Origin of the sequence: Massilia genomosp. 1 (assembly GCF_011682185.1) — a bacterium.
In the GTDB taxonomy this organism is placed as follows: domain Bacteria; phylum Pseudomonadota; class Gammaproteobacteria; order Burkholderiales; family Burkholderiaceae_D; genus Telluria_A; species Telluria_A rubra.
Window position 1 is genome coordinate 14,569 of sequence record NZ_WHJF01000004.1, and the last position, 21,825, is coordinate 36,393.

General features: G+C 65.0%; 18 protein-coding genes and 1 pseudogene. 11 read left to right on the plus strand and 8 right to left on the minus strand.

Going from position 1 to position 21,825, the window contains the following annotated elements; genetic code table 11:
* Nucleotides 1-58 precede the first annotated feature (58 nt).
* Complete coding sequence (locus F1735_RS02270) at nucleotides 59-1,510, plus strand: glucose/sorbosone family PQQ-dependent dehydrogenase (RefSeq protein ID WP_167235409.1); 1,452 nt, start codon at nucleotides 59-61, stop codon at nucleotides 1,508-1,510.
* 16 nt (nucleotides 1,511-1,526) lie between these two features.
* Here the strand turns inward: F1735_RS02270 and F1735_RS02275 are convergent, their stop codons facing one another.
* Entirely contained in the window at nucleotides 1,527-3,842 is a 2,316-nt protein-coding gene (locus F1735_RS02275) for a DUF6351 family protein (protein ID WP_167235410.1), read from the minus strand.
* Nucleotides 3,843-4,332: 490 nt separating this feature from the next.
* Here F1735_RS02275 and F1735_RS02280 point away from each other — a divergent pair, with 490 nt between their 5' ends.
* Complete coding sequence (locus tag F1735_RS02280; protein ID WP_167235411.1) at nucleotides 4,333-5,133, plus strand: HDOD domain-containing protein; 801 nt, start codon at nucleotides 4,333-4,335, stop codon at nucleotides 5,131-5,133.
* A 123-nt stretch (nucleotides 5,134-5,256) separates the two neighbouring features.
* On the opposite strand, the gene F1735_RS02285 is transcribed toward F1735_RS02280, so the two are convergent.
* The 3 genes from F1735_RS02285 to F1735_RS02295 form a co-directional block, all read right to left on the minus strand.
* The gene (locus F1735_RS02285) at nucleotides 5,257-7,416 is read right to left on the minus strand and encodes a phosphocholine-specific phospholipase C (RefSeq protein WP_167235412.1); all 2,160 of its coding nucleotides are present in this window, start codon (nucleotides 7,414-7,416) and stop codon (nucleotides 5,257-5,259) included.
* 46 nt (nucleotides 7,417-7,462) lie between these two features.
* Nucleotides 7,463-7,672, minus strand: a complete 210-nt coding sequence (locus F1735_RS02290; RefSeq protein ID WP_167235413.1) for a hypothetical protein — start codon at nucleotides 7,670-7,672, stop codon at nucleotides 7,463-7,465.
* Between the two features lie 195 nt (nucleotides 7,673-7,867).
* Complete coding sequence (locus tag F1735_RS02295; protein WP_167235414.1) at nucleotides 7,868-8,452, minus strand: M13 family metallopeptidase N-terminal domain-containing protein; 585 nt, start codon at nucleotides 8,450-8,452, stop codon at nucleotides 7,868-7,870.
* A 111-nt stretch (nucleotides 8,453-8,563) separates the two neighbouring features.
* Here F1735_RS02295 and F1735_RS02300 point away from each other — a divergent pair, with 111 nt between their 5' ends.
* The 5 genes from F1735_RS02300 to F1735_RS36260 all read left to right on the plus strand — a co-directional run bounded on the left by F1735_RS02300 (nucleotide 8,564) and on the right by F1735_RS36260 (nucleotide 11,944).
* Entirely contained in the window at nucleotides 8,564-9,562 is a 999-nt protein-coding gene (locus F1735_RS02300; protein WP_167235415.1) for an LLM class flavin-dependent oxidoreductase, read from the plus strand.
* Nucleotides 9,563-9,619: 57 nt separating this feature from the next.
* Nucleotides 9,620-10,111: a Dps family protein gene (locus F1735_RS02305; protein ID WP_167235416.1), complete on the plus strand. Its 492-nt coding sequence runs from the start codon at nucleotides 9,620-9,622 to the stop codon at nucleotides 10,109-10,111.
* A gap of 105 nt (nucleotides 10,112-10,216) precedes the next feature.
* Entirely contained in the window at nucleotides 10,217-10,987 is a 771-nt protein-coding gene (locus F1735_RS02310; RefSeq protein WP_167235417.1) for a ParA family protein, read from the plus strand.
* A 171-nt stretch (nucleotides 10,988-11,158) separates the two neighbouring features.
* A complete protein-coding gene (locus tag F1735_RS02315) occupies nucleotides 11,159-11,602 on the plus strand; it encodes an Hsp20/alpha crystallin family protein (RefSeq protein WP_167235501.1) in 444 nt (147 codons plus the stop codon).
* A gap of 15 nt (nucleotides 11,603-11,617) precedes the next feature.
* A complete protein-coding gene (locus F1735_RS36260) occupies nucleotides 11,618-11,944 on the plus strand; it encodes a hypothetical protein (protein WP_187364134.1) in 327 nt (108 codons plus the stop codon).
* Between the two features lie 38 nt (nucleotides 11,945-11,982).
* Here F1735_RS36260 and F1735_RS02325 read toward each other — a convergent pair whose 3' ends face one another.
* The 3 genes from F1735_RS02325 to F1735_RS02335 are packed head-to-tail and all read right to left on the minus strand — an operon-like array spanning nucleotide 11,983 to nucleotide 14,173.
* Nucleotides 11,983-12,408: a BLUF domain-containing protein gene (locus F1735_RS02325; protein WP_167223902.1), complete on the minus strand. Its 426-nt coding sequence runs from the start codon at nucleotides 12,406-12,408 to the stop codon at nucleotides 11,983-11,985.
* 18 nt (nucleotides 12,409-12,426) lie between these two features.
* The gene (gene folE / locus F1735_RS02330) at nucleotides 12,427-13,134 is read right to left on the minus strand and encodes a GTP cyclohydrolase I (RefSeq protein ID WP_054266098.1); all 708 of its coding nucleotides are present in this window, start codon (nucleotides 13,132-13,134) and stop codon (nucleotides 12,427-12,429) included.
* Between the two features lie 40 nt (nucleotides 13,135-13,174).
* Complete coding sequence (locus F1735_RS02335; protein ID WP_167235418.1) at nucleotides 13,175-14,173, minus strand: MerR family transcriptional regulator; 999 nt, start codon at nucleotides 14,171-14,173, stop codon at nucleotides 13,175-13,177.
* Between the two features lie 186 nt (nucleotides 14,174-14,359).
* On the opposite strand from F1735_RS02335, the gene F1735_RS02340 reads away from it, so the two are divergent.
* Nucleotides 14,360-14,668, plus strand: coding sequence for a PsiF family protein (locus tag F1735_RS02340; protein WP_167235419.1), 309 nt, complete (start codon nucleotides 14,360-14,362; stop codon nucleotides 14,666-14,668).
* Between the two features lie 286 nt (nucleotides 14,669-14,954).
* Here the strand turns inward: F1735_RS02340 and F1735_RS37365 are convergent.
* A pseudogene (locus tag F1735_RS37365) lies at nucleotides 14,955-16,813 on the minus strand (outer membrane beta-barrel family protein).
* A gap of 250 nt (nucleotides 16,814-17,063) precedes the next feature.
* Between F1735_RS37365 and F1735_RS02355 the strand changes: the two are divergent.
* The 3 genes from F1735_RS02355 to F1735_RS02365 all read left to right on the plus strand — a co-directional run bounded on the left by F1735_RS02355 (nucleotide 17,064) and on the right by F1735_RS02365 (nucleotide 21,701).
* A complete protein-coding gene (locus tag F1735_RS02355) occupies nucleotides 17,064-19,529 on the plus strand; it encodes a sensor domain-containing protein (protein ID WP_167235422.1) in 2,466 nt (821 codons plus the stop codon).
* Nucleotides 19,530-19,699: 170 nt separating this feature from the next.
* The gene (locus F1735_RS02360) at nucleotides 19,700-20,902 is read left to right on the plus strand and encodes an ammonium transporter (RefSeq protein ID WP_167235423.1); all 1,203 of its coding nucleotides are present in this window, start codon (nucleotides 19,700-19,702) and stop codon (nucleotides 20,900-20,902) included.
* 100 nt (nucleotides 20,903-21,002) lie between these two features.
* Nucleotides 21,003-21,701, plus strand: a complete 699-nt coding sequence (locus tag F1735_RS02365; protein WP_166896455.1) for a FadR/GntR family transcriptional regulator — start codon at nucleotides 21,003-21,005, stop codon at nucleotides 21,699-21,701.
* Nucleotides 21,702-21,825 lie beyond the last annotated feature (124 nt).

Sequence of the window (21,825 nt, forward strand, 5' to 3'; positions counted from 1 at the left end):
GTATATTGCTTGCTTGACCATACCGACAGCAACCGGGCCCGCGGCCCCTGGAGAGAACATGCACCGTACCGGCCTTGCGCACACCCTGATCCTCCTGCTGGCCGCCAGCGCACCGGCATGGGCCGAACCGCCGCCGCCGACCGGGACCAAGGTGGCGCCGCTGCCGCCGGGCTTTACCAAAAGCGTGCTCGCGAGCGGCTTCGCCAACCCCCACAATATGGTGCTGGGACCGGATGGCCAGCTGTGGCTGACCGAGCAGACCGGCAAGCGCGTGCTGCGCGTCGATCCGGCCAGCGGCCGGAAAACCGTGATCGCCACCATCGACGAGGTGGTCTCGTCCGAGAAGGCGCAAGATGGCTTGCTCGGGCTGGCGCTGCACCCGGACCTGCTCAGGAAACGCGGGCGCGACTATGTATACGTGTCGTTTTCGTACGCCAGCGGCGACGGCGGCGCTTTTCCCAACCGTACCGCGATCCGCCGCTACACCTACGATGCGAAGACCCAACAACTCGGTGCGCCGAAGGATCTCATCAAAGGCTTGCCATCCTCGCACGACCACCAGTCGGCGCGCCTGCTGTTCGGCCCCGACCAGAAGCTGTACTACGCGATCGGCGACCAGGGCGCCAACCAGATGACCTATCTGTGCGTGCCGAACCAGGCGCAGGTGCTGCCGAGCGCCGCCGAGGTGCGCGCCGCCGACTGGCGCGCCTATCGCGGCAAGATCCTGCGCCTGAACCAGGACGGCTCCATCCCGCTTGATAACCCGCTCATCCACGGCGTGAAAAGCCATGTCTACGCCTGGGGCATCCGCAATACCCAGGGCATGCTGTTCAGCCCCGCCGGCCAGCTGTTCGCCACCGACCAGGGACCGGATACCGACGACGAACTCAATCTGATCCTGGCCGGGCGCAATTACGGCTGGCCGAACGTGGCCGGCTACAAGGATAACGCCGCCTACGCCTACGCCAATTATTCGAAGGCCGAAGGCGGCTGCGAGGGCGTGAAAGACCCGGCCTTGAACGGCGCCAGCGTGCCGCCGGCGGTGCCGGTGCAAAAGGAATCGGCGTGGTCCGACCCGGATTTTGTGGAACCGTTGAAAACCTTCTACACGGTCGACCACAGCTTCAGTTTCAAGGACCCGGTGTGCGCCGAAAACAGCCTGTATTACATCTGCTGGCCCACGGTGGCCCCGTCCTCGGTCGCCTATTACAAGGGCGGCAAGGCCGGCGTGCCGGGATGGGAGAATTCGCTGCTGATCGGCAGCCTGAAACGCGGCGCCATCTACCGCGTGCGGCTCGATCCGGCAGCGCACGTGCCGCTCGGTGACGCCGAGCCGCTGTTTCGCTCGGTGAACCGGTATCGCGATGTGGTGGTCAGCGCCGATGGCGCCACCATTTACGTGGCCACCGATGTCGAAGGCTCGCTCGGCACCGGCGAGAACGGTGCGCCGGCCACCAGGCTGGAAAATCCGGGCGCGATCCTGGCCTTCAAGTACAGCGGCGCCAGGTAAGCGGGGCCGCCCGCTGTCACCAGCGCGCCGGCCGGCCCTGGTCGCCGGCGCGATAGTCGCACACACCTTGCGGGAAGATCCGCTCCAGCCATTGGCGCTCACCCGCGCTGAAGCGGGCCGTGTCCGGATAGCTGCCGTCGCGCAGCGCCGCCGCCACCGGTTTGAGCTTGCACTTGAAGATATCGCCCTTGATCGATTCGCCCGCCACCATGCGCGGGCTGGAAAAAATCGGAAAGGCCGCGCTGCAGGCGCCCTTGGGCCGCTGGTTCAACACCCCATCCCAGCTTGACGGTCCGCTACCGATCACCGCACCGCCGGCATCGAAACACTGGTCGGTAAAGCCGGCCGGCGCTGCGCCTTCGCTCAGGTAACGGTCCAGCACCGCCAGCGCATCGAGGGCGCGCTCACTCTGGTCGGCTTTCTCGTGCGCGAACCAGATCACCTGGTTCTTCGCCGCCGCGCGGTTGGCGTCCAGCAGGCGCGCGCGCACCGAAAACGCCTGGCGCGCATTGTGCATATTGAGCGCTGGTTCCAGATACGGACGCACGTCGATCATGGGAATGCCCAGGCGCTGCCCGGTGAACACATGGCCCGATGTGTAGGCCGCGCGCATGGCCGACAGATCGCCCGCGCGCCGTGGCGCCGGCACGCCGCCCGGGTCGCGGCAGTTGGCGCTGTGGCGCATGTTGCGCGCGTCGAAAGGATCGCTGTCCGACTCCCACATGACGAACTGCGAGGGCTCCTTCCAGCTGCCGACGCAGGCGTTGATGCGCAAGAATTCCTCCTTGCCGATCTGCCCCTTGGCCAGCGCGCCAAGGCCGTACTGCACGCCGACGTTATCGATCGGGCTGGGGGCATGGCCGTCGCCGTCTACGCCATAGATATTGGCCAGGTCGTTCCAGTGCGTCCATTTGACCTTGGCAAAGACGTCCGCCGGATAGCCGTAATTTTGCGCCACCAGCTCGTAGCGCGGATCCTTGAAGACGGGATTGAGCACGGTCGGCACCGCGCCCTGCCAGCCGTTGATGCATTCGGTCGATCCGGGTTTGCCGGTGACCGGATTGGCCACCGTCTCGCTGGCATTCGAGCCTTCGATCAGCGCGCGCCGGCTCCAGCTGGCCCACGTCGAGGCCGGGTCGCGCGCCACCTCGTCGCTGAAATACTGCTCCAGCAGCGGGCAGTCGGCCACCGGGACGGTTTGCGTGACCATGTCCGGATACGATTGCACCGGAATCCCGGCGTCCAGCAATCCCGGCCGGTTTTGGGCAAACAGATACTGCTGCACCGCCCCGCCCGAGCCGCCGATCCCGATGGTGAAGGCGGGCACGCCGACCGCTTCGATGAAGCGCTCCTTGCTCATCATGGCGGTTTCTTCGGCCAGGCGCATGTTGTAATGCACGCCCGCTTCGTTACCGGACGAACTGAGCACCGCATAGCCCTGCGCCAGGATGCGCGAAATGATCTGGCGCTCGGCGCCGCGCAGGCCATTGCTGAACCAGATCGCCGTGCCCTGCTGGTGGCCCAGGCCGACGCCGCCGCGCAGCCAGTAGACCAGCTTGCGGTTCCAGGAGGCGCGCTCGAAGCCCGGCGCCGCATCCTGGCCCTGCGCCACCGGCGCCAGCATGGCGATGGTGTACACAAAACGGTTGATGGTGCCCGCTTCGACCCGTACCACATACGGCACGCTGGCGCCATGGAGCGTGATGGTTTTCAGGTCGGCCGGGGGCGTGGCGTAGCCAGTGGCGGCATCGAATGGCTTGAAGCCCTCGCCGTTAAAATAGAAGTAGTGGATCTGGGTCTTGATGGCGCACGACTTGCTGTGGCCGACCAGGCGCCCGCCAACCGTGTCGAACACCGGATGGCCGACCCCGTCCTGCTTATCGACCAGCGGCTGGCCCAGGCCCGACTCCTGGGTGCGGCACACGAAGGGCTGCTGCTGCGGGCCGCTGAAAATGGGACCGTTCAGCGGATGGTTGGTCAGCACCAGCGAGGCCGAAGCACCGCGGCCGCCATTAGCGGCGTAGCGCACCTCGAGCGTATTGGCGCCGTCGGCCAGGCCCGTCACCACCCCTTCCATGCGCGTGCCGGCGGCCACCATCGGCGGATCGATCGGCTGGCCATTGAGCAGGAAGGTCATCTTCCCGGGCGCATCCGGGGCCGCGTTGACGGCAATCCGGGCGTCGCCGCCGGACACTTCATGCGGCTTGCTCGACAACACGGTCAGCGACAGCGTCCTGTCCGGCGTCTGTTGCGCGCCGCCGCAGCCGGCCAGGTCGATGGACACGAGCGTGGCGGCGAGCGCGCGGGCGAACGATGGGTTCCAATGGGTCATGGCGATTGCCTCCGGAGTGATTGAACGGGACTGACCAGTCTTCAATCTTGCTCTGCGATGCCTGGATAGCATTGACGATAGTCAATTCCCAGAAGTATCGAGCGACACATTATCGGCCCAGGCGCGCCAGCGCGCCCGGTCCTTGCGCACGCTAAAACAACACCTTGGCAGGGTTGGCGCGGACCGGCTTTTTCTACGCACGCTGCATGGCGCGCCAGTCGCCCGTAGAGGAAACGGCGCGCCGCCCCTGCGCGCGCCGCGCCGGCATGTCCTGGACGCTGCGGATTCTGTTTGCATGGGGCATTACTCAGAGTAGACTGGATCATCAACGCAAGCTGGGGATCACCGAAGCATGCCTGCCCGATTTCGCACCGCCGTTCATCAACCGACGCGCCCGGCACACCCCGGCGACGCTACCTTTGTCCTGTCCACGCTGTCCCGTTCGCACTCCCTTTCCTCACGCCGCGACTGACCTTCAAAAGGAAGCCCCATGCCCGTACTCTCCGCATTTTTTCAGAACGTCAAACTCCCGGTGATTTCCGAAGTGGCCCACGCGCTCATCAAGACGCTGGACGATGAAGATGCCTCGGCCAAGGCGATCAGCGCCATCATCGCGCGCGATCCGTCGCTCACCGCCAAGCTGATGCGCCTGGCCAACAGCGCCCGCTTCGGCGTCTCGCGCGGCGTCAATTCGCTCGACGACGCCATCGCCATGACCGGCATGGCGCACGTGCGCACCCTGGCGCTGGCGGCTTGCTTCGCCGAATCGTTTCCCGACCTGCCAGGGCTCGACAGCGATGAATTCTGGAAAAGCAGCATGGCGTGCGCCGGCTACGCCAAGTGGCTCTCGACGGGCCTCGGCAACGATGGCCAGGATGCGTGGCTGGCCGGGATGATGGTGCGCCTGGGCGAACTGCTGATTTACCAGGCCGAGCCGACCGCGTTCGCCGAAATCGAACAGCAGCCGCACTTGCCGGGCGGACGCTGGGAGCGCGAGCAGCGCTTGCTGGGGTTTTGCGAAGGGGAAATTACTGCCGAGCTGGGCCGGCGCTGGAACTTTCCGGTGCCGATCGTGCGCGCGCTGGAATGCTCATCGGACCCGATGGCGGCGCATCCGTTCAGCAAACTCGGCGCCATCATCCACCTGGCCAGCCTGCTGGCCGATACCCCGAGCGACGATCCCGAGATTCTCGATTCGCTGCCGGCCGATATCGTCACCGCCCTGCAACTGAACGATGAGTGGATGAAGAAGAAGTTTCCTTCGCATAGTTCGTTTTCGGCGGCGCCGTAGCGGACGCCGTAGCGGACGCCGTAGCGGACGCCGTCAGCACAGGCGCGGGCGCGCGACCGCTCACGGCCGCGCCATTGCAGAGGCGTCCCTGCTTGCGTGGGCAAGCAAGCGAGCCGGCGCGGATTAATCCCCCGCCAGCGCCAGCCCGCCCATGGCCGGATCGCTGATCGCATCCTTGCCCGTTTCCACGCGGCCGGCGAAGCGCCGCACGTAGCCGGGCAGTTCAGTCACGCGCACGCTGAAGTCGTACCAGTTGCCGCAATCGCACAGCGGCCAGGCTTGCTCCGATATCGCGCCGGCCGCCACCGTCACAGTCCACGCCGGCGCATCGAAGTAAGCGTTGGCCTTGAGCACAAAGGTGGCCGCCAGCGCGCCGTCGTTGCGCAACTTGGCCGAGACGGCGCCGTTGACGATGTCGTAGCACACCTGGATTTCCGGCTGCGGCCCCAGGCGCGCCGCCGTGCCGCTGAAGTGACGGTGAAAACCGTTCGGCCCCAGCACCCACAGGTCGTACTTGCCCATCTGCTCGCCCAGCGCCCAGACCCCGTTCAAGTCCTTGCCCGCTTCCACCGTGTAGCGCCGTGGCGGCTTGTTCAGCTGGTTCTGGTCGTACACATGGAACACCGCCGCGGCCGCGCCCGTGTTCGAGAACAGCAGTTCGACCTCGACCTTGTCAGGGTGTGTACGCGCGCTCACGTGCAGCTCGTACGGCAAGGCGCGCGAGGGCCGCGTGCCGGCCACCTGGGTCGGCAGTTCGGGCAAGGGCGGCAGGTCCGGGGTCTTGGTGTCGCCCAGCGCGCGGGCGCGCGCGGCCAGCGCCTTGGTGTCCGGCAAGGCGGTCGCAAACGCCGCGCCGTCCGGGTCCTTGAAGTTGAAGGCGCTCATCAGGTCGCCGCACACGGCGCGGCGCCACGGCGTGATGGTCGGTTCCATCACCCCGAAACGGGTTTCGATGAAGCGGATCACCGAGGTGTGGTCGAACACTTGCGAATTGACCCAGCCGCCCTTGCTCCACGGCGAAATCACATACATCGGCACGCGCGGACCGAGCCCGTACGGGCGGTGCATGAGGGCCGCCGCTTCGCTCGTTTCGGTGGAAGCGATCTCATGATATTCGCCGACGGTGCTGACGGTCGAGGCGCCGGCCAGCAGCGCTTGCTTCGGGTCGCTGTTCCATTGCACATACGATGGCGCGGCAGGCGGCGGCACATGGTCGAAAAAGCCATCGTTTTCGTCGAACATCAGGAACAGCACGGTCTTGCTCCAGACGTCGGCGTTCGAGGTCAGCGCGTCCAGCACGGCCGCGGTGTACTCGGCGCCCTGCGCCGGGCTGGACGGGCCGGGATGCTCCGACCCTTCGGCCGTGGCGACGATGAACGACACCTGCGGCAGCCTGTTACCTTGCACGTCGAGCTTGAGCTGGTCGAGGTCGCGCGTACTCATGCCCCGTTCGCGCAACTGCGGATCGGACCCGGGCAGGTTGACGAAGGCATCGCGGAAGCGCCGGAAGCCCGCCAGCGGATTGTCGGTAAAGTTGTCGGCCATGTTCTGGTACACCTGCCAGCCGATGCCGGCCGCCTGCAAGCGTTCCGGATAGGTGAGCCAGGCGTAGCCGCCGGTCGGGTCGTGCTCGACGCTGTCGTAGCTGTTGCCGATCACCGGGCCGTTGCCCTGCTTGAGCGGATCGTTGGCGCCGGTCCAGGCGTACACCCGGTTCGGGTTGGTGCCGCCCTGGAACGAGCAATGGTAGGCGTCGCACATGGTAAACGCGTTGGCCAGCGCGAACTGGAAAGGAATATCGGCTTCCTTGTAGTAGCCCATCGAATGGTTTTGCTTGTGGGTCGGCCAGGTATCCATGATGCCGTGGTTCCACGCGTACTGCGCGTTCGGCCAGCTGTGCGGCGTGCCCGACACCCGCATGGCATTGAAGCTTTGCTGGGTATTCAGATGGAAGGGCGCGATCACGCGCGGCGCCGCCGGCACGCTGTCGTTGAGCTGGTACCAGACCCGGTGCTTGCCGATCGCGTTCGAGGCCGGCAGCGGGATCGGGAAGCGGTCGCCGAACCCGCGCACTCCTTTCAGGGTGCCGAAGTAATGGTCGAAGGAACGGTTTTCCTGCATCAGGATCACGATATGCTCGACATCCCGGATGGTGCCGGTACGGTTGTTGGCCGCGACCGCAAGTGCCCGGCTGATCGCGGGCGGAAACATGGAAAGCGCGGCGGCGCTAGCGCCGACCTTGGCGGCCTGGCGCAAGAACGCGCGTCTGCTGGTGGGTGTCATCGTCATTTTTTGTCGCTTCTATTGGGTGGCGCGAAGGAAGCGGCGCTCACGGGGCACAACGCATGCTGGCTGACTTGGCGCTGCAGGCGCGCGCCGGATCGGCCGCGCCGGGCGCGGGCGCCGGCGTTTGCGCGACCGGCGTGGTCGGCGCCGGGTCGTCGTTGCCGCAGGCGGCCAGGCTGGCGCCCATCAGCGCGGCAAACAGGAGGCGCGCGGCAAGGGGCGTGCCGCGGGGTGTTGGCGGGCAATACTGCATGGCTGTCTTTCTTGAAAAATCATCAGGGTCGTGGCCTGTTTTTGCAGGCAAGAAAGATAATATTGCCCTAATGTTACGGCAGAGTGACACCCGCATGACCTTGCTATTACACATTATTTGCAGATATCGATGAGATAACGATCCGGCCTGTTGCTTTTCAGGCGGGCCGACGCACTTTCCGCAGGCCGGCGCCAGTCAATGTTTGACTGTCCATTTTCTATGACGAAATCTTTCCTGTGTTGTAGATTTTGCCGGGATCGCGGTTCTGCACCGCGCTCCACACTGGATGCGCGCGATCGCTGTTTCCAGCGCCACGATCGCGCTGGCGTTGGCCGCGGCGTCGGCCACACCGGCCAGGGTCAGGATGCGCTCGATGTGCAGGCCGTACTGGACCAGCGTGCCGGACAGCTTGGCGTCATCGGGCTTGAGGTCGTAGTCGCGGTCGGGCAGGCCCAGGCCGCTTTGGGCGATGTCGGCGACGTAGCGGGTCGCATCCTTGGCGTCCTGATGAATGCTCAATGGGTACGCAAGCTTGACGTCCGCCAGCCGCAGCGCCGCGAACAGGGCCGGCAGCTTGCGCTTGTCGCGCACGGCGGCAATCCGCCCCAGTGTCGCTTGCAGCGGCCGCATGCCGAGCTGTTCGATTTTCGCTTCGTCCATGTCGCTGGCATAGAAGTCGCCGATCTTTTGCGCATCCGATCCGGCCGCCTTGTCCGGATTCCTGGCGGCCGCCTCGATGATGCCCAGCAGCTTAGGCTCGATGGCGCTGTGAGTTGCCAAACGTCATGTGGATGGAACGCCTTTTAAACGGCGCGCCCGTCCCCATGTGGGTAAGACCGCGCTGCACTATCAGAGGCCGCGCCGCCCCCTTACCGACCCAAGGCACCGACAATGATCCCCTTTTCCGTACTCGACCTGTCCCCGATCACCCAAGGCAGCAGCGCGCGCGTGTCGTTCCAGAACACGCTCGACCTGGCGCAGCATGCCGAACGCTGGGGCTTTAACCGCTACTGGCTGGCCGAACACCACGGCATGCCCGGCATCGCCAGCGCCGCCACCGCCGTGCTGCTCGGCTACGTGGCCGGCGGCACCTCCACCATCCGGGTCGGCGCCGGCGGCGTGATGCTGCCGAATCATTCTCCGCTGGTCATCGCCGAACAATTCGGCACGCTCGAGTCGCTGTATCCCGGCCGCATCGACCTCGGCCTGGGGCGCGCTCCCGGCTCGGACCAGGCCACCGCGCGCGCCATGCGCCGCAACCTGCAGTCCGACGCCGACGAATTCCCGCAAGACGTGGTCGAGCTGATGGACTATTTTGCCGAAAACTCGCGCCGCCCGGTCATGGCCGTGCCCGGCGCGGGCCTGAAGGTGCCGGTCTGGATCCTCGGTTCGAGCCTGTTCGGCGCCCAGCTGGCCGCCCACCTCGGCCTGCCGTATGCCTTCGCTTCGCACTTCGCGCCGGCCCAGATGATGCAGGCCGTGGACTTGTACCGCGCCCAGTTCCGCCCGTCGGCCCAGCTCGACAAGCCCTACGTCATGCTCGGCTTTAACGTCTTCGCCGCCGATACCGACGAGCAAGCCGCACTGCTGGCGACCTCAATGCAGCAAGCGTTCGTCAACCTGCGCAGCGGCCGTCCGGGACGCTTGCAAGCGCCCGTGTCCGGCTACCTCGACGCCCTCGGCCCGCAAGAACGCGCCATGCTCGACCAGGTGCTGTCGTGCTCGGCCATCGGTGCGCCGCACACGGTCGAGCGCCAGTTGCAGCAGTTCATCGAACGCACCGGCGCCGACGAGTTGATGATCACCTCGCAAGTGTTCGATCACCAGGCGCGCCTGCACTCCTACGAGATCGTCGGCCAGATCCACGCCGGGGCGCACGCGCCAGCCTGAAATCGCTTATATTCCTCACCGTTTTCCATTTATTACTTCATCCAGGAGCATGCACTTATGAACAGCAAAACCCAAGCCCCCATGGTCGACCTCGGCATTGCCGATGAGGACCGCAAGCAAGTCGTCGAAGGCCTGTCGCGCCTGCTCGCCGACAGCTATACCCTGTACCTGAAAACCCATCAGTACCACTGGAACGTGACCGGTCCGATGTTCCAGACCCTGCACACCATGTTCATGACCTTGTACAACGAGCAGTGGCTGGCGGTCGACCTGATCGCCGAGCGCATCCGCGCGCTCGGTGAGCTGGCGCCGGGATCCTATCAGCAATTCGCCGCGCTGACCTCGATCACCCCGAGCAGCGGCACGCCGAATGCCAAGGACATGATCCGCGACCTGATGGAAGGCCAGGCCACCGTGGTGCGGACCGCGCGCGCCCTGTTCAGCGTGGCCGAAAAAGCCAACGACCAGCCCACCTGCGACCTGCTGACCCAGCGCATGCAGACGCACGAAAAATACGCCTGGATGCTGCGCAGCCTGCTGGAAGACTGATCCCCCGCGCCAGCCGCGCCGCGCGCACACGCGCCGTCGCCAAGGCCCTTTGCCGCATCGCAGCATGCTAGTATTGAAAAATAAATCACTTTCCGGGGCCGGCAGATGAAACGTGTGATTTTCAACCAGAAGGGTGGCGTCGGCAAGTCGACGATTGCGGTCAACCTGGCAGCCATTGCGGCCCATGAGGGCAAGAAAACCCTGCTGATCGACCTCGATCCGCAGTGCAACGCCAGCCGCTACCTGCTCGGCGCGGCCATGAACGAGGTGGCCCCGACCATGGGCGCCTACTTCGAGCAAATGCTCAACTTCATCGTCTTCCCCAAACCGGCCGCCGACTTCGTCCATCCCACCCCGTTCCCCAATTTGTCGATCATGGTCTCGCACCCGGAACTGGGCGACTTGCAGGCCAAGCTCGAATCGCGCCACAAAATCTACAAGCTGCGCGATACCCTGAACGAACTGGCCAAGGACTTCGACGACATCTTTGTCGACACCCCGCCCGCCTACAACTTTTTCACCCAGTCGGCCCTGATTGCCGCCGACCGCTGCCTGATCCCCTTCGATTGCGACGATTTTTCGCGCCAGGCGCTCTACACCCTGGTGGCCAACGTGGCCGAGATCAAGGCCGACCACCATCCCGCGCTCGCGATCGAAGGCATCGTCGTGAACCAGTTCCAGGCGCGCGCCCTGCTGCCGCAGCGCCTGGTGAACGAACTGAGCGCGGAAGGCTTGCCGGTGCTCGTCAACAAGCTGTCGAGTTCGATCCGCATCCGCGAATCGCACGACCGCAACCTGCCCATGATCCACCTCGACCCGCGTCACAAGCTGAGCCTGGAAATGCTGGCGCTGTACCACGAACTCCAGGCCGCATAAGGCTGGCCTCGCACTGCTGCCGGTTCTGCGGCCCGCGCCCTGCGCGCACCTTTGATCTATCTCAAACACCGTGCGCCGGACGGCCGCGCCAGGCGGCGCTGGTGAACTACTCCCGCCGCACCCGGTCAAACTTCCATCAGCCAAGCAGCTAAACGGGAGAACACCATGATGATGTATCGATCCATGTTTCCAGGCGATGTGTTCGCCGAATTGGACCGCCTCCAGCGCGAAATCGAGCAATCCTTCGACCTCGGTCCCAGCATTCGCGGGCTGGGCCGTGGCGGCTTTCCGGCGTTCAATGTCGGCAGTACGCCGCACAGCGTCGAGATGTACGCGTTCGTGCCCGGGCTCGACCCGGCATCGATCGAGGTCCAGCTCGAACACGGGGTGCTGAGCATCGCCGGCGAGCGTGCCGACGATCTGTCGAGCGCGCAGCAGCAAGCCACGGTCCAGATCAACGAGCGCTTCGCCGTCCGCTTCAAGCGGGTGCTCAGCCTGCCGGACGACATCGACCCCGAATCGGTGTCGGTGTCGGCACAGTATCGCGATGGCGTGCTGCACGTCAGCGTGGCGCGCCGCGAGGCAACGCAGCCGCGCCGTATTTCAGTTCACTGAACAGGACAACGCACCATGACGAGCAACGAGAATGAACACAGCGAAGAACACAGCGGCGCGGCAAGCGCGGCGGGTACGGCCGGCCAGGCGGGCAATCCGGGGCCGATGGGTGATCCCTCAGATGCCGCCATTGCCGGCAGTGCGGGCAATGGCGGCGGCCAGTCTGCCGGTTCCGCCGGTTCCGCCAGCGACCAGGGCGGCACGGCGGCGGGCGGCGCCATCGCGGCCCGCACCGGCATCCTGATACCGCCGGTGGACGTGATCGAAGACGCCAACGGCATCACGCTGCTGGCCGACATGCCGGGGGTGACGAGGCTGGTCCATCGCCTTCGGTCACGATGACCGGGACCGCAATCGCGGCGCGGCTGGCCGGCCTTGCCTTACGGGTGGCCGACCACCGACGCGCTGGCCATCAGTTCGTCGATCAGCGCCAGCGAATTCTTGCCCGACATGGCATGCGGGTTCAATCCCGGCAAGTCCGAAAAACGCAGCAGGGTCGACGGATTGATGCGCGCCAGGTTGGCCTTGCCCATGGTCCAGCCGGCGTAGCGCCGCTCGTTGATTTCTTCATAGTGCAGCAGCACCACATCGGTATGGCGCGGATCGCGCACGATTTTCGCGTACAGCCCGTTGACCGCCTCGCGCCCGCCTTCAAGCACCTGCATGTAGACGTGCTCGCTGTGGCACAGGATGCCCGTGATGCCCTGGGCGGGATTGTGCGCGTGCGACTGGCACATGATGTCGTGGATCGTATCGGGCTGCGGCGAAGCAATGGCGCGGCTGGCGTACAGGAGACGAACGAGCATGGTGTGATTCTCCGAAGATCAGCGTTTAATCAGGGACAAAAACTCGCGCCGCAGCGCCGGATCTTTCAAGAACGAACCGTGCATGACGCTGTTGATCATTTTCGCATCCATATCCTTTACGCCGCGCCATTGCATGCAAAAATGGTCCGCTTCCATCACAACCGCCAGCCCGTCCGGTTGCATTTTTTCCTGCAACAAGTCTGCCAGTTGCACCACGGCTTCTTCCTGGATCTGCGGACGGCTCATGATCCAGTTGGCGATGCGCGCGTACTTCGACAAGCCGATCAGCGCCGAATGCTCGTTCGGCATCACCCCGATCCAGACCTTGCCGATCACCGGGCACAGGTGGTGCGAACAGGCGCTGCGCACCGTGATCGGGCCAATAATCATCAGCTCGTTCAGATGCGATGCGTTGGGAAACTCGGTGACCGGCGGCATCGGCACATACCGGCCGCCGAACACTTCGTTAATGAACATCTTGGCCACGCGGCGCCCGGTGTCCTGGGTGTTGTGGTCGCTGACGGTATCGATCACCAGGCTCTCGAGCACGCCCTGCAGCTTGGCGCTGACCTCGTCGAGCAGCTCGTCGAGTTCGCCCGGCTCGATGAAACGCGCGATATTGTCGTTGGCGTGGAAGCGCGTCTTGCTGGCGACCAGGCGCTCGCGGATGCGCTCCGACACCGTCACGGTGCTCGGTTGGTATTCGGTAGTCAGTCCGTTCGACATGCTCAATTCCTGTTTAAAAAGATAAAAATGGCGGCCCGGCTCACGCCAGCCCATCCGGCAGCGGCAAGCCTTCGGCCCGCGCCAGCCGTTCCAATGCATGTTCCAGCAAGGTGCGCGCTTGCGCCGCGGCCTGCCCCAACTCCTGGTGCAAGGCCGCGTCGCCCGGATTGCGCGCTCCGCACTGCATACTGTAACGCTCAAAACTGCCGATCATCAGCAAAATATCGGCCAGGTGACGCGGACATTCGCATATCACGCTGTTGCTGGCCGCCGCCAGGTCCGCCAGGGCCTGGTCATCCAGCCGGCGCGGCGCCACAGTGTCGGCGCGCTGCGCCAGCGGCGCGCGGGGCGGCGCGGCAAGCTGCGCGCGCCGGGACGGCAAGGCCACCTGGCACAGCAATGCTACCTCGGCCATGTCGGACGGCGCGCGCGCCACCAGGCAACCGAGCGCGCGCAGGTGGCGGATCGTGGCGCTGGCGCAAAAGCGGTACAGCACCACCACCGCCGGCGTGCCGCACGCCAGGCGCGCCGCCGCCACCAGCGGCAGGGCCGCATCGTCCAGTTCCGACAATTCGATCAGCAGCACGTCGGCGCCCACGCCGCGCAGGGCGGCAGGCGCCTCGTCCAGCCGTGCGCAAGAATGGCGCACATCGAGCGTGAGCAGCGCGCGCCCGCCGGCGCTCAACTGGCGCGCCAGTCCCGCACCCACCACCGCGACCCGGATCGGGCCGCTGGCCCCGGCATCGGTTTCCAAAGGCTCGGCCAGGTGCTGGAGCTGTTCCAGCGGCAAATGGGCCATGGCGCCGATCGGATGGCCCTGGTCGACCAACTGCTTGATCAGGCTCAGCCTGCGCACCTGGGCGCTCGAATACAAACGTTGCCCACGCGCCGAACGTTGCGGCGTCGACACGCCATAACGTCGCTCCCACACCCGCAAGGTTTCGACGGGCAAGCCGGCGAGGCGCGCGGCCACCCCGCTGCGGTAAGCGCCGGTGTCATCGGAGCGCACCGTATCGTGATCGGAAGAAAGTTCATTCATGGCGCCATCCTTCATGTTGAACCGCTTGTGAACCGTGAAAAATCAATTATACCGCTTCAAATCATGGACAGTTGGAAGCACCCCAAAAAGCGCCTGGCGCAAGAAAAAGTCGCGGCGAGCATGGCATCTGTCGTATATTTACCTTGTTGCAAGTCGGAACAATCCAACAACCTGAGGACGATCATGATGAACAAGATGTTGATGAGCTGCGCCCTGCTGGCCTTCACCAGTGCCGCCTTCGCTGCGCCCGAGACAGCGGCGCCGGCGGCCAAGTCGGCGCAGCAGAACAAGATGGTGAGCTGCAACGCCGACGCCAGTGGCAAAAAGGGCGACGAGCGCAAAGCCTTCATGAAGGACTGCCTGAGCGCCAAGCCGGCGGCCCCGGCCGCCACGCCGCAGCAGAACAAAATGAAGACCTGCAATGCCGAGGCGGCGGGTAAAAAGGGCGACGAGCGCAAGGCGTTCATGAAAACCTGCCTGAGCGCCCCCAAATAACCCCACCCCGGTGTCAGGTCTGACAATCGGACACGAGCTGGACAATCCAAGGAGCGCCCAACTGCCTGGAAATGCCGAGGCCGTGTCCGATTGTCAGACCTGACACCGGAGGTGACACAACTGCCTGGAAATGCCGAGGCCGTGTCCGATTGTCAGACCTGACACCGGAGGTGACACAACTGCCTGGAAATGCCGAGGCCGTGTCCGATTGTCAGACCTGACACCGGAGGTGACAGAGGCCGTGTCCGATTGTCAGACCTGACACCGGAGGTGACACCGGAGGTGTTCAGGCGCCGGGACGGCGCCCGCCCGGCGTCACCCCGCCCAGCCGGTACGACAATCCCACGTAGATCAGCCGCCCATCGTAGCGCCGCAGGTTGCTTTCGCGCAGGATGTCGCTGTCGATCCGCGTCTGTGCCTTGTTCGAATCGAACACATCCGTCACGTTCAGCACCACATTCAAGCGCGCCGTCAGGCTGTGCCGGTAGCTGAGATTGAGCGTCGCATTCGGCTCCCGAACGCCTTGCCCGATCAAGGTCTTGCCCTGCCTGTTGAGCACTACCTGCAACTGATCCGCCGCACTCACCTGATAATTGATGCGCCCGCGCACGTTGAGCGAGGTGGCCGAGCGCCTCACTGCCGCACCGCCGCTGTTCAGGTATGCCTGCTCGCTATATCCCCCATTCCCGCAGGTGCTCAGCGACAAGATCTTGCCGACCTTTCCGCTCAGGCTGAACTCCAGCCCGCCCGACTGGCGGCTGCCGCCGTTGTCGCGCGTGGTCAGGAGCACGTTTTCGCCAATAAAATAGCGCCGCTCGGAAATCAGGTCGTGTTCCTTGCGCAAAAACGCGCGCAGGTTGGTCGCCACCGGCCCCACAGTGGCATCGAGGCCGAGCTCGATCGAATCGGTCTCCGACGGCAGCAATCCCGGATTGCCCGACGAGACATTGAGTTCATCCCGGTACACCAGGGATTGAGGTCGCCCGCCGCCGGACACACGATGCGATGCGCATAAGACAGCCGCACGGTGCTCTGGTCGGATGCCTTGTAACTGATAAAGAAGCTCGGGATCGTGCTCAGGTAATCGTTGCGTGCTGCCGTGCGCGCCGTCAATTGGCGGATATCGCGCTGGGTATATTCGGCCCGCAAGCCGCCCAGCACGCCCCAGCGTTCGTCCACCCGCCATTGCCACGAGCCGTACAGCGCGGCCGTGGTTTCGTCGAGCTCGAAGCGCTTGCTGCGCGCCGCGTTATCGGTCTCGTCCATGGTGAGCGCATCGATGTTGACGTAGCGCGCGTCGACGCTGCCGGCGTTGCGCGCCAGTTTGTAGCCGAGCTTGAGCATGGCCGCATCCACCGGGCGCTCGTAGTCGCCGGTGAAATCGGTCACCCGGTTGCGGGTGCCGCTGCCCTGGCGGCTGAACGCGCGCTGCCTGCCCTCGCGGTCGTAGGCATAACGATGCGCGTAGGCGCTGTCGTTGCGGTTGCTGCTCGACGATACGCGCAGGTCCATCTTGAACAGTTCGCCGTCGGCATCGCCCTTGTGCTCGCCGCGCACACCCCAGCTATTGCTCTCGCTACTGCCGCTGCGCTCGCTCGTGCGCGTGACATCGCTGTCCAGTTCGCCCGTCGCGCTGTGGTTCGCATCGTGGTCGCGCCCGTGCTGGTCGTTGCTGCGCTTGCTGTACGCGATCGTCGCGGCCAGCGCCGCACCACGGTTCTCGCCCTGCAACATGGCCGACGGCTTGCCATCGATCAGGATCTGCACAGTGTTGTTGCCGCGCAGGCTGACGCTGCCGTCCGGATCGACCGCCACCGATGGCACATTGCCCAGCGCATCCGCCGCCGAGCCGTTGCTCGTGCTCACGTCCGCCTTGATGTCATAGACCTGGCGGTCGATGCGGTTGCCCGGGCGCTCGCCTTCGACCGTGACCGAAGGCACGGCAAGTTCGGCCTCCGGCGGCGGCTTGGGCGGCGCCGCGCTGCGGGCAGCCTGCGTGATGGCGGCCGGCGTCCCGGCGGCCGGCGCCAGCGCCAGCGCGCCTTGCGCCTGCGCGACATGCAGCGTACACAGGGCCAGCAGCGCCAGCCACCGTAGTCTTGCGTGACGGGCGCCGCCGGCGCCGGACAATCGAAACTGCTTCATCGGGAAACGCGGGCGACATCCAGGCGCTGGATGGGGGTTGATGGAATTGTCCAGCGGGCACTATACACAGGCTGCGCTCAGTACGTTCTCTCAATCAATTAATTCATCACCAGCGCCGCGCCCAAGGGCTCAATACGTCGTTGGCGAAATAATTTGGCTCAACACAGGCACTTTCTTGCAGCATGCGTGTCTTATATGTTTGGTGGGCTCGGGCGAGCTCCTCCTCTCCCCGCAGGAACACCATGCAACGATGCTAGCGGCCCTATCCCACTCCCTCTCCGCCATCACGATCGACGCCTTGCTGGAGCACATTGTCGTGATCGACCAGCGCGGCATGATCGTATCGGCCAACAAGGCCTGGCGCGACTTCGCGCTCGCCAACGGCGGCGATCCGCTGCGCGTGTGCGAAGGCATCAACTACCTCGATGTGTGCGACCGCGCCGCCTTGTCCGGCTGTGGCGACGCCGCCCGGGTCGCCTCCCTGGTGCGCGACATCCTGGCCGGCCGCTGCCGCAGCGCCACCTTCGACTATCCCTGCGACGCCCCGCACGAGCCGCGCTGGTTTTGCCTCAAGATCAGCGCGCTCGACCATGAGGGGGCGCCGGCCGTGGTGCTGGTGCATGACAACATCACCACGCTCAAACGCTGCGAACGCCAGATCCAGTTCCAGGCCAGCCTGCTGGCCTCGGTCGAGCAAGCCGTCATCGCCACAGACGTGCCCGGCACTATCCTGTACTGGAACCCGTTCGCCGAAAAGCTCTACGGCTGGGCGGCCGCCGAGGCAATGGGCCGCAACATCGTCGACCTGGTGCCGGCCGAGACGTCCGCCGAACGCGCCGCCCAGATCATGGTGCGATTACAGGCCGGCGGCAGCTGGTCGGGCGAATTTCTGGTGCGTAACCGCGACGGCACCACCTTTCCCATGCACGTGACCGACTCGCCGATCCGCGACGACCAGGGCCGCCTGATCGGCGTGATCGGCATTTCGACCGACATCAGCGAATGGAAAAAGACCGAGCGCGCGCTGAACCTGTCGGCCATGGTGTACGAGGCCATCGGCGAAGCGATCATGATCACCGCGCCGGACGAGCGCATCGTCGCCGTCAATCCCGCGTTTATCCGCCTCTCCGGCTACGCCGAGCCGGAGCTGATTGGCCAGCCGGCCCGCATGCTGCTGGCCGGCGTGCCGGGCCGGGAGCACAACGGCGAATTGCTGCAGCGCCTGGAAAAATCGGGCCACGCGCAGGGCCGGGTGTGGACGCGTCACAAGAACGGCGACGAATGCGCCGAATGGCTGCGCATCGACACCATCTACGACGAACGCGGCCAGGTGAAGTTCCGCGTGAATATGTTTTCCGGCATCACCGACCAGAAACTGGCGGAAGACACCATCTGGCGCCAGGCCAACTTCGACTTCCTCACCGGCTTGCCCAACCGCAGCATGTTCCACGACCGGCTCACGCACGAACTGCGCAAGTCGCACCGCTCCAAGCTGCCGCTGGCGCTGATGTTCATCGACATCGACCACTTCAAGGAAGTCAACGACACCCTCGGCCACGATACCGGCGACAAGCTGCTGCGCGAGGTGGCGGCGCGCCTGTCATCCTGCCTCCGCCAGGCCGACACCGTGGCGCGCTTGGGCGGCGACGAATTCACCGTCATCCTCGGCGAGCTCGACGACCTCGACAGCGTCGAGCGGGTCGCCCACGCCATGCTGGCCGCGCTCGCCAAACCCTTCGTCATCGGGGCCGAAACGCTGTACCTGTCCGGCTCGATCGGCATCACCCTGTTCCCGCACGACGCCACCGACGTCGACACCTTGCTCAAGAACGCCGACCAGGCCATGTACGCGGCCAAGAATCGCGGGCGCAACCAGTTCAGCTACTTCATGCCCGCCATGCAGCGTGCCGCGCAGAACAAGATGCGCACCCTGAACGACCTGCGCGCCGCGCTCGCGCAGGGCCAGTTGCGGGTGCTGTACCAGCCCATCGTCGACCTTTCCAGCGGGCGCATCCGCAAAGCCGAAGCGCTGCTGCGCTGGGAGCATCCCCAGCGCGGCGCGGTCAGCCCGGCCGAATTCATTCCGCTGGCCGAGGAATCGGGCCTCATCGTCGGCATCGGCGAGTGGGTGTTCCAGCAAGCGTTCCACCAGGCCATGCGCTGGCGCGGCAACATCGATCCGGAATTCCAGATCAGCGTCAACATGTCGCCAGCCCAGTTCCGCCGCCAGTCATGCGGCAACGGGCAACCCTTGCATGCGCCGCATCTGCGCAGCCATCCGGTGCTGGGGCGCTACGCCGGCACCGAAATCGTGGTCGAAATTACCGAAGGCATGCTCATGGAATCGACCCACAGCATCCACGAACAATTGCTGTCGTTTCGCGAAAGCGGCATCCAGATGTCGCTCGACGACTTCGGCACCGGCTATTCTTCCTTGTCCTACCTGAAAAAATTCCACATCGACTATCTGAAGATCGACCAATCCTTCGTGCTCAAGATGGTGGCCGGCTCGGACGACCTGGCCTTGTGCGAAGCGATCGTCGTCATGGGCCACAAGCTCGGCATCAAAGTCATCGCCGAGGGCGTCGAAACGCAGGAACAGCGCGACCTGCTGACCGGCGCCGGTTGCGATTTCGGCCAGGGCTACCTGTTTTCGCGGCCGCTCACGGCCGTCCAGTTCGACCGCCTGCTGCGCCGCCACGATACGCGCGGCTGAGCTGCACCAAAACGGATGCGCCGCCGTGGTGCAGCGCTCGCCGCCAGCCGCGCCCGTATCATCCTTTCCCCCTCAAAATCAGGCACTTGGATCGACGCACCAAAATGGAACGATTATTGCTTACATCACGTACATCACTACTTCCATGCACCTTTATCGGGAATCGTCCAATGAACGCAAGCAGCCACGCCGCCGACGCACTGTTTATCTTGCTCGGCGCCATCATGATCCTGGCGATGCACGCCGGCTTCGCTTTTCTGGAACTGGGCACGGTGAGAAAGAAGAACCAGGTCAACGCCCTGGTCAAGATCCTGGCCGACTTTGCCGTCTCGACGATCGCCTATTTTTTCATCGGCTACGGCATTTCCTACGGCGTCAATTTTTTCGCCAGCGCCGACGTGCTGGCCGAGCGCAACGGCTACGAGCTGGTCAAATTCTTCTTCTTGCTCACCTTCGCCGCCGCCATTCCGGCGATTGTCTCGGGCGGCATTGCCGAGCGCGCCAGGTTCCATCCCCAGCTGATCGCCACCGCCTTGCTGGTCGGCTTCGTGTATCCCCTGTTCGAAGGCATTGCCTGGAACCAGCGCTTCGGCATCCAGGCGGCGCTGAAACTCGCCTTCGGGGCCGCGTTCCACGACTTTGCCGGGTCAGTCGTGGTGCATGCCGTGGGCGGCTGGATCGCCCTGCCCGCCGTGCTGCTGCTCGGTGCGCGCCGCGGGCGTTACGGGCGCAACGGCGCCATCGCCGCCCATCCGCCCTCCTCGATTCCCTTTCTCGCGCTGGGCGCCTGGATCCTGGCGGTGGGCTGGTTCGGCTTTAACGTCATGAGTGCGCAAACGCTCGACAAGATGAACGGCCTGGTCGCCGTCAATTCGCTCATGGCCATGGTCGGCGGCACCCTGGCCGCGCTGGTACTGGGCAAGAACGATCCCGGCTTTACCTACAACGGCCCGCTGGCCGGGCTGGTGGCCGTGTGCGCCGGCTCGGACCTGATGCATCCGCTCGGCGCGCTGGCCACCGGCGCCATTGCCGGCGCGATTTTCGTGGCCATGTTCACCCTCACGCAAAACCGCTGGAAGATCGACGACGTGCTCGGCGTGTGGCCGCTGCACGGCCTGTGCGGCACCTGGGGCGGCATCGCGGCCGGCATCTTCGGGCTGAAAAGCCTGGGCGGCATGGGCGGGGTGGCGTTCATGTCGCAACTGGCCGGCACCGCGCTGGGCGTGGCCATCGCGCTCGCCGGCGGCTACCTGGTGTATGGCGTGCTGAAAAAGACGATGGGCTTGCGGCTCGACCCGGAGCAGGAATTCCAGGGCGCCGATTTGTCGATCCACCACATTTCATCGACACCGGAGCGGGAATCGAACTGGTAGCGCACCGGTGGGGGAGCCTTGCAACATTGGCCATACCAAACTAAAATCAGGCGAGCATGTAAACGCCTCCCTCACGCCTTACCCCGGATCCACATAATCAATGAAGAAACCCTCTGCGCCGCAAGAATCGACCTCGGCTGAGCCGCGCCTGTACCGTGTCGTGGCCACCCGCATCCAGGCACTGATCCGCGACGAGAGCATCAAGGCCGGCGAGCGCCTCCCGGCCGAGCGCGACCTGGCCGCCAAGCTGAGCGTGAGCCGGGCCTCGCTGCGCGAAGCGCTGATCGTGCTCGAACTGAGCGGCATTGTGGAAGTGCGCGGCGGCTCGGGCGTGTATGTCAGCGAACAAGCCACGGCGCAGGCCGATGTGCCCGAAGTCGGGCCAGGCCCGTTCGAAGTGCTGGCCGCGCGCCGCATGATCGAGTCCGAAGTGGCAGCGCTGGCGGCCAAGATGGCCACCGATTCGGCGATCGACGCGATCTTGACGGCGGTGCTGGAGATGGAACACCATCACGAAGACCGCGCCAGCAACGAGCAGGCCGACCGCAATTTTCACCTGGCGATCGCACGCGCCACCGGCAATACGGCGCTGGTCGGCGTGGTCGATTATCTGTGGAACCAGCGCGGCAGCTTGTGGCACAAGCTCAAGGAGCACTTCCAGACCGAGGATTTGCGCGTGACCACCTTGACCGACCACCGCAAGATTCTCGAGGCGATCGCCTCGCACGATGTGGCCGGCGCGCGCCAGGCCATGCGCGCGCACCTGGAGCGCGTGACAAGGACGTTCTCGCGCGGCTAGTCGTACACCCGAGTCGCGGCCGACCAGCAGCGCCACCTCGACCTGCCCCCCCCCTCCCTCACCACCACCTCGTCGTTCCCGCGCAGGCGGGAACCCAGGTTTGCGCTGCCGCCAGCGGCGCGTA